This window comes from Luteibacter sp. P4_D7_3, assembly GCF_056401735.1.
On record NZ_JBFUIT010000172.1, the window covers coordinates 1 to 8,446 of the forward strand.

6 protein-coding genes are annotated in these 8,446 nt (G+C 65.2%); 2 read left to right on the forward strand and 4 right to left on the reverse strand.

Annotated elements, in window-relative coordinates; genetic code table 11:
• The coding region (locus AC1DSN_RS14475; protein WP_477331303.1) for a DUF3772 domain-containing protein at positions 1–2,151 on the forward strand (2,151 nt) is incomplete at its 5' end.
• Between the two features lie 135 nt (positions 2,152–2,286).
• Here the strand turns inward: AC1DSN_RS14475 and AC1DSN_RS14480 are convergent.
• Both AC1DSN_RS14480 and AC1DSN_RS14485 read right to left on the reverse strand, forming a co-directional pair.
• A complete protein-coding gene (locus AC1DSN_RS14480; protein WP_477331305.1) occupies positions 2,287–3,921 on the reverse strand; it encodes a serine hydrolase in 1,635 nt (544 codons plus the stop codon).
• Positions 3,922–3,988: 67 nt separating this feature from the next.
• Positions 3,989–4,891: a DMT family transporter gene (locus AC1DSN_RS14485; protein ID WP_477297676.1), complete on the reverse strand. Its 903-nt coding sequence runs from the start codon at positions 4,889–4,891 to the stop codon at positions 3,989–3,991.
• 99 nt (positions 4,892–4,990) lie between these two features.
• Between AC1DSN_RS14485 and AC1DSN_RS14490 the strand changes: the two genes are divergently transcribed.
• Positions 4,991–5,869 carry a LysR substrate-binding domain-containing protein gene (locus AC1DSN_RS14490; protein ID WP_477297677.1) on the forward strand — a complete coding sequence of 293 codons (879 nt, stop codon included), beginning with the start codon at positions 4,991–4,993 and terminating at the stop codon, positions 5,867–5,869.
• A 10-nt stretch (positions 5,870–5,879) separates the two neighbouring features.
• On the opposite strand, the gene AC1DSN_RS14495 is transcribed toward AC1DSN_RS14490, so the two are convergent.
• Positions 5,880–7,712 (reverse strand): ABC transporter ATP-binding protein, encoded by a 1,833-nt coding sequence (locus tag AC1DSN_RS14495; protein ID WP_477331307.1) that lies wholly within the window; start codon positions 7,710–7,712, stop codon positions 5,880–5,882.
• 55 nt (positions 7,713–7,767) lie between these two features.
• The coding region (locus AC1DSN_RS14500; RefSeq protein WP_477331309.1) for a DJ-1/PfpI family protein at positions 7,768–8,446 on the reverse strand (679 nt) is incomplete at its 5' end.

The following is an 8,446-nucleotide window of genomic DNA, read 5'->3' on the forward strand; positions in this document are numbered from 1 at the left end:
GACCAGCTCGGCCCCGCCCCGGCGGCAGGAACCAAGGAAGCGCCGGAGCTGGCTGCCACGCGCAAGGATGCCCAAAAGGCCTTCGACGCCGTCGATGCGCAGATCAAGCAGGCCGACGGCATCACCCTGGAGGCGCAGCAGACCACCAGCCAGCTGGCCGACCTGCGCCGCATCCGTTTCCAGCAATTCCTTTCCCGGCGAACGGCGTCGCCGTTGTCGCGTCCCTTCTGGTCGGAGCCGGCCAAGGCGTTTCCGCGCGACTCGGCCAACCTGAGCGACTTCGCGGGCGGCGTAAAGACCGATCTGGTCAAGAGCTGGACCGACGGCAACCGCGTCGCCCTGATCATCTGCGCCCTGTTCGGCGTGCTGCTCATGACGGGCGTGCGCTTCTATCTCGAGCAACGCGCCCGCCACCTCACGGCGAACCGCATGCCACCGGGGCGGCTGCGCCGCTCGGCGCTCATCCTCGGCATTACGCTCACCTCTGCGCTCACGACCGGCCTCGGTACCCAGCTGCTGTATCTGGGCCTGAACTGGGACGAGACCTTCAGCGACGATACGGATGCGATGGCCAAGGCCCTCGTCCGCATCATCTTCTTCGGCGCCTTTATCGCCGGGCTTGGCCGTGCCCTGATCTCGGCGAAGCGGCCGTCGTGGCGCCTTCCTCCTCTCTCGGACGAGACGGCGCTCAGCCTGCGCCGGTTCCCGATGCTGTTTTCCCTGGCCGTGGTGTTGTTCTACTTCCTCAAGGAACTGAACCGCACGATCGGTACCAGCCTCGCCGCCACGGTGATGACCAGCAGCCTGCAGGCACTTGTGCTCACCACGCTCACGGCGATCGCACTGGTGCGCCTGAGCCGTTCGCATCATGCCGTCAACGAGGACGGCGATGCGCCGGCACCGCGTCCGATCTGGGCGAGCCTGTTCATTGCTGCAGCGTGGATCGCCATCGTCGCATCGTGGATCGGATTGCTCACCGGCTTCGTCGCCTTCGCCTCGTTCATGGCGGGCCAGGTGGTGTGGACGATCATCGTGCTCTCGGCCACCTACCTCGCGATGCGCCTGGTCGACGACCTGTTCGAGACACTGCTCTCGGAGAAGGGCCCGATGAGCGCGCGTGCGCAGGCGATCTTCGGCACGCATCCGCGTTTGCTCGACCAGGCCGGCGTGCTGCTTTCGGGCATCGTGCGCCTGGCGCTCTTCATGTTCGGCCTGGTGGCCGTGATCTCCGGGTTCGGTGCCGGGGCATCGGACATCCTGACGCTGGGCACGAAGCTACAGACGCTGAAGATCTACAACTTCGAGTTCAAGCCGGACCAGATCCTCACGGCGATCGGTCTGTTCTTCCTCGGCCTGCTCGCCGTGCGCGTGATCAAGAACTGGATGTCCGAGCAGTACCTGCCCCGTACGAATCTCGATCCCGGCATGCGCAGCTCGCTGACGACCCTGCTGGGTTATGTCGGCGTCGTGATCGTCGTCGCGATCGCCTTGCTGGCGATGGGTCTGTCGGTACAGAACGTGGCCTGGGTCGCCTCGGCCCTCTCGGTCGGTATCGGCTTCGGTCTGCAGGCGATCGTGTCGAACTTCATCTCCGGCCTGATCCTTTTGGCCGAGCGGCCAGTGAAGGTGGGCGACTGGGTGGTGCTCGACGATGCCGAAGGCGATATCCGCCGCATCAACGTACGTGCCACGGAAATCCAGGTGTCCGATCGCTCGACGATCATCGTGCCGAACTCGTCGTTCATCACCAAGCCGGTGCGCAACATGACGATGGCGAACCCGCAGGGTCGCGTGCTGATCAAGTTGCCGATGCCACTGGATACCGATCCGATGGAAGCACGCGAGCACATGCTTGCAGCGATGCACGCGCACAAACAGGTGCTGGAGACGCCCGCCGCGTCGGTCACGCTGGATAACATCGACCGTGCAGCGATGACGTTTGCGGTGACCTGTTATGTGGGTGGTCCGCGTGATGTCGGTAACGTGAAGAGCGACTTGCTGTTCGACATCATCGCGCGGTTGCGCAAGTCGGATATCCCGCTGCTGCGGCCGCAGGATCTGGTGTTGCGTGGCGGCGGGAGTGTGTCGGAGGGGATGGGGCCGACGGCGGATTCGGCGCCTAAGGCGTCGACGGACGATCCTTCCAGCTGATCGCTAGCACCCTATCGCTGCTGAAGCGGCTCCCACAAAGAGCCGGCACTTCTCCTGGCTTTGTGTGGGAGCCGATTCATCGGCGATGCTTTTACTTCCGCACGGAGATGCTCTTACTTCCGCACGGCGATGCTTTTACTTCGCGACCTCAACCGGCGCCAGGCGCAGATCCTGGAAATCGAAGCTGAAATCCGTCAGCGGTGACACCGGCTCCATGCGCACCTCGCGCACCTTGCCGTCCGGCGTCAGATCGAAGTTCACGAACGCATCGCCGTTGAGCGAGCGGTCGGTCCAGTGGGCAATGAAGGTGTCGTGCTGCCACGGGTCCAGCGTGCCGGTGAGCTGGGCGGTCTTCGCAAAGCTCATGACCAGCTTGCCACCCTGCTTGCTCACCTTGACGTCGCCGTACCAGGGATCGCGATACGTGCCGACGTAGCCATCGAGCGGAAGCGATGGCTTCGACCCCTTCGCACGTGCGGCCTCATGCTTCTTCATGCTGTCGTCGGCATTGCCTTCGGACTTGCGCACACCGGCGGCGTAAGCGGCAATCCAGTCGGTCTTCGGCGCGTCCATGTACGCGTCCAGCGCGCGCATGGTCACTGCCTGGAAGGCTGCACCGGATTCCTGGTTGGTCAGCACCACGATACCCAGCTTGAGGTCGGGCACCATGGTGACGCGCGAGACCATGCCCGGCCAGCCGCCCGTATGCCAGACAAGCTTGTGCCCGCGGTAGTCGGAGACGAACCAGCCTTCACCGTAGCCGGAGAAGTTGGGCTTCGCCGCCTTGAGCTCCGGCACGCTGGGCTCGGCGATGCGAATGGGCGTGAGCAGCGACCACATCTCCTTCTGACGCGCCTCGCTGAAGAGGTGCTGCTCCTTGCCGGCGCCATCCTTGTAGACGCCGCCGTCGAGCTGCATCGTCATCCACTTGGAGAGGTCGTGCACGCTGGAGTAGATGCCACCGGCCGCCTGATTGTTGTTCCACGACATCGGCTCGACCGGCTTCAGATCCTTGAAATCGAACTTGGCGTGACCGGTGGCGATGTCGTCACCGGCACCGATGTGCTCGGGCGCATGCGTCTGCGATTCGGTCATGCCCAGCGGGGTGAAAATGCGCTGGGTGATGAAGTCGGCCCAGGGCTTACCCGACACCTGCTCGATCACCAGCCCGGCGACGGCAAAAAGAATATTGTCGTAGGCGTACTCGGCACGGAAGCTGTTGGTCAGGGGTACGTAGCGAAGACGCTGCACCACTTCCTGGGTCGTATACGTGGTGGCCGGCCAGTAGAGCAGGTCGCCGGCGCCCAGGCTGAGGCCGCTGCGATGCGCGAGCAAATCGCGGATGCGCATCTCGCGTGTCACGTAGGGATCGGACATCTGGAACCAGGGCAGCCTGTCGACCACGCGGTCGTTCATGTCCAGCTTCTTTTCGTCGGCAAGGATCGCCAGCGACGCCGCGGTAAACGCCTTGGTGTTCGAAGCAATGGCGAACTGCGTATGCGCGTCCACCTTGGCCGGATCACCGAGCTTGCGCACGCCCGAACCCATCTCCAGGACGATCTTGCCGTCCTTGACGATGGCGACAGCAATACCCGGAACGTCGAACTGCTTGCGCGTGGCGTCGACATAGGCGTCGAAGTCGGCGAGGTCCATCGGTCGCGCGACGGCGCCCGCGGCGACCGGCGCGATGGGCGCCTCCTGTGCATGCGCGGCTAGCGCAAAGGCAAAGCTGGTGACGCCAAAAGCGAGGAGATAGCGAAGACGCGGCATGGAAGGTCCCGGCAGAAAGAACGTGCCGGGACTATTTCATGCCGCGACGATCCGCGAAAGGGCTCTCTCAGGCCTTGCTTTTCTGGCTGAAGAGCACGCTGCCGAGGATGATCGCACCGGCCAGGGCCATCGTCGGCGTGAGGGCCTCGCCCAGGAACATCCAGGCCCAGGCCACGCCGAACAGCGGGACGAGGTAGGTCGAGGTCGCCGCGCGCGGTGCGCCGATGCGCTGGATCAGGCGGAAGTAGAAGGCGTACGCCAGACCCGTCGAGAGCACGCCGAGGGCGACAACCGCGACCCACGACTTGGTGGGAATCGGTGCATCCGGCCAGGTCAGTGCAGCCAGCGGGGCCATGAGGATGGTCGCGCCGAGCAGGCATCCGGCAGCCACGGCGGTGGGCGGAAGGTCGGACAGGTACCGCTTGATCAGGTTGGCGGCGAGGCCGTAGCAGAACGAGGCGGCGGCGCCGGCGAGCGCGGCAGGTGCGACGTTCTCACCCGCCGTACGGCCGCTGGCGAGGATCACGACACCGACGAAGCCGGCGACCAGGGCGATGGCCTTGCGGGTACCGATCTTCTCCCCGAAGCCGATGAAGGCGACCAGGGCGGCGAAGAGCACCGTCATGCTATTGGCGATGGCGCCGATGCCGGCCGGTGCGCGCTCGGCACCCCAGGCGAACAGGGTGAACGGGATCGCCGCGCTCAGGGCGCCAAGTAGCAGCATTTTCCACAGGTGCGACAGGCGAACGGCCTTGCGGGCCTTCCACAACAACGGCAGCAGGATCACCGAGCCGAAAAGCAGGCGCGTGGCGACCATGGGGAACGGGCCGAAGTCTTTCGCGGCCACGCGCATGAAAAGGAACGAACCGCCCCAGATGGCGCCCAAAGACACAAGCTCGACTGGTGTGCGCCAGTCGCGTTCGGTGACCGGACCCAGGGAATCAGCGGGAGGATTGATGGCGGTCGACATATGAACCTCGCTTGTGGCTAGTCCCTATTTTCGCTGGAATGGCGCGCCGGACAAGCGCATTCTTTGCAAGCCAGCCTCTCATTTGATTCAGCCCTCCCCATGCGATCCGCTCTCCTGCCCGCTCTCGCCGCCTTCGCTTCCGCCGCCCGACACCAGAATTTCGCTCATGCGGCCGAGGAGTTACACCTCACCTCCAGCGCGGTGAGTCACCACGTGCGCAAGCTCGAGACCGCGCTGGGCGTGAGTCTGTTCCAACGGCATGCCCGTGGCGTGGCCCTTACGCCGGAGGGCCGGCTCCTCGCCGATGCAGCCGGCTCGGCGCTTGCCGAAGTCGAGGCCGTGCTCGACAGCCTGCGCCAGCACCGGCGTGACAACGGACTGCGTCTGAGCGTCTTGCCGTCACTGGCGGCGAACTGGCTGACGCCGAGGCTCCGACGCTTCGTCGAGGCACACCCCACCGTGCGCCTGTCCATCGACACCGACCGCTCCCTCGTCCGCTTCGACGAAGGAGGCCCCGACCTGGGCATCCGCTACGGTCTGGGCCAGTGGCCCGGCCTGACCGCTCGCTTCCTGATGGACGATTCGCTGCAGCCGCTGGCTTCGCCGGAACTGGCGGCAGGCATCACTTCGCCGGAGGATGTCTCCTCCCTGCCCCTGCTGACCGACATCGCACCGGAAGGCTGGCGCGAGTGGTTCAAGGCGGCCGGCGTGCGCTACCCGCGCGGGGGGACGATGCACACGCTCAGCGATTCGGCCGATGGCCTCAATGCGGCGGCATCGGGTCTCGGCGCCGTGCTCGCGCGCACGCGGCTGGCGTCGGCCCACCTTGCCGACGGGCGACTCGTGCGCTTACCGGGACCGGAGCTGCCGACGCGCTATGCGTATTACCTCGTGCACTCCGCCCACCGGCCGCCGACGGCGGCGGCACTGGCTTTCATTGCATGGGCCGAGCGCGAGACGCTCGAGCCCCGGGTCTAGCGCAAAGCCATCAGGTGACGCCGACAAAGCCGCCGGTCTGGTGAGCCCACAGCCGCGCATACAGACCACCGCGGGCAATCAGTTCCGCATGCGTGCCGGTCTCGACGATGGCGCCGTGTTCCATGACCACCAGGCGATCCATGCGGGCGATGGTCGACAGGCGATGCGCGATGGCGATCACCGTCTTGCCCTGCATCAAGGTTTCAAGACTTTCCTGGATGGCGGCCTCGGCTTCGGAATCCAGCGCCGAGGTCGCCTCGTCGAGCACGAGGATCGGCGCATCCTTCAGCAGCACCCGCGCGATGGCGATGCGCTGGCGCTGTCCACCGGACAGCTTGACCCCGCGCTCGCCGGCGTGGGCGTCGTACCCGGTGCGGCCTTCGCCATCCGACAACAGCGGCACGAACTCATCCGCGCGCGCCTTGCGCACGGCTTCAAACATTTCCGCTTCCGTTGCATCCGGACGACCATAGAGCAGGTTGTCGCGAATCGAGCGGTGCAGCAGCGAGGTGTCCTGGGTGACCACGCCGATGTTCGAGCGCAGGGATTCCTGCTGGACTTTGGCGATGTCCTGGCCGTCGATGAGGATGTGGCCGTCTTCCAGATCGTAGAGGCGCAGCATCACGTTCATCAGCGTGGACTTGCCGGCGCCCGAAGGGCCCACCAGACCAATCTTCTCGCCCGCGCGAACGATGAGGTCCAGCCCACCGATGACGCCGCCAGCCTTGCCGTAATGGAAGTGGATATCGTCGAAGCGCACTTCGCCCCTGGTCACCACGAGCGGCTTCGCGTCGTCGCGGTCGACGACGGTCCGCTCCTGCGCCAGCGTAGTGATGCCGTCCTGCACGGTGCCGACGTTGTCGAAAATGCCGTTCACCACCCACATGATCCAGCCGGACATGTTGTTGATCCGGATGACGAGACCGACCGAAAGGGCGACCTGACCGGTCGACACCGTACCGCGCGACCACAGCCACAGCGCGAGCGCGCTGGTCCCGGCGATCAGCAGGCCATTGAGTGACGTGATTGAGACATCCATCGAGGTGATCATGCGGTTGGACGAGCGCACCTTGCCGGTCTGCTCGAGCATGGCCTCGCGCGCGTACGCCTCTTCGCGATGGGTATGGGCGAAGAGCTTCAGCGTCATGACGTTGCTGTAGCCATCGACAATGCGGCCCATCAGCTTCGAACGCGCCTCGGATGCCTTCCAGGAGCGCTCTTTCACCCGCGGCACGAAGAACACCAGCATGCCGGTGTAACACGCGATCCACAGCACCAACGGCAACGCCAGGAGCAGATCCGCCTTGGCGAATAGGTAGACCGACGTGCCCGCGTAGACGGTGACGTACCACATCGCATCCACCACCTGCACCGCGGACTCGCGCAGCGACGGCGCGGTCTGCATGATGCGGTTGGCGATCCGACCGGCGAAATCGTTCTGGAAGAACGCCAGGCTCTGCTTCAGCACGTAGCGATGGTGCTGCCAGCGCACCATGTTGGTCATGCCGGGGTTGAGCGTCTGGTTCACCAGCAGGTCGTGCAGCCCGATGGACAGGGGCCGCAGGACGACGATGACGAAGCCCATCCAGAGCAGGGTCTTGCCGTGGGTCTGGAAGAACACGGCGGCCGGCGTTTTCTGCGCCATATCGACCACCCGCCCGAGGAAGTCGAACAGGGCCACTTCGATGAAAGCCACCGCCAGGCCGACGACCAGCGCAGCGGCGAAGACCTTCCATACCTGGCGCAGGTAGTAGATGTAGAAACGCACGACACTCTTCGGCGGCGCGCGGTCCGGCGCTTCACGAAAGATGTCGATAAGGGATTCGAACCAGCGAAATATCATGCGGGCATTCTAGCCCGGTTGGACCTGCGGGGCATGCGCCCTCGGCAAGCCACGCTCAGGCGAGCGTCTCGCGCGCCCAATGCCTCCCGCTGGCGATAGCCTGCACGAAGGCTTCCGCCATGGCGTCGCTGGCCTTACCCGGCGCAACCACGACGCCATGCGCCGCCCTCAGCTTGCCAGGACCGGCAACCGTACCGGGCAAGCCGGCCAGCAATTCCACGCCGGCGCCGCTGGCGGCGATAGGCTTGCAGTGGCGCCAGCTGTCGCGAACGAAATCACCCACTTCCACATGCCGCTTTAAGGCGTCCACGCTTTTTCGGCCACCCGGAATGTAGATCGCGTCGAACAGGACAGAATCGCCCGTGCGGAAGCTGAAGTCCGCCTCCACCGTGTCGCGATGCGACGGTATGGCGCCCAGTTGCGGTGCGACGATCCTTACCCAGGCGCCGCTGCTCTCCAATGCCTTGCGCATCATGGCCAGGTCGTTACGGTCGTAACCGTCGGCGATGAGCACCGCCACCTTGCGCGTGGCGATGCCGCTTTGGCGGCTGTTTGCCATGCTGAGCGCCGGCGATACGGGTACGTCCCGCGCTGGAAGCCACGGCAGCTTCTGCGAATCCCTGGTATCCGGGGCCGGCCCATCGAGGGACCTGTCGTTTTTTCGCGGCACCGGCATGCCCAGCCCCTTGCCGACACTCGCCGCAAGGTCCTCGTCGACCTGGGCAAGCATGAAC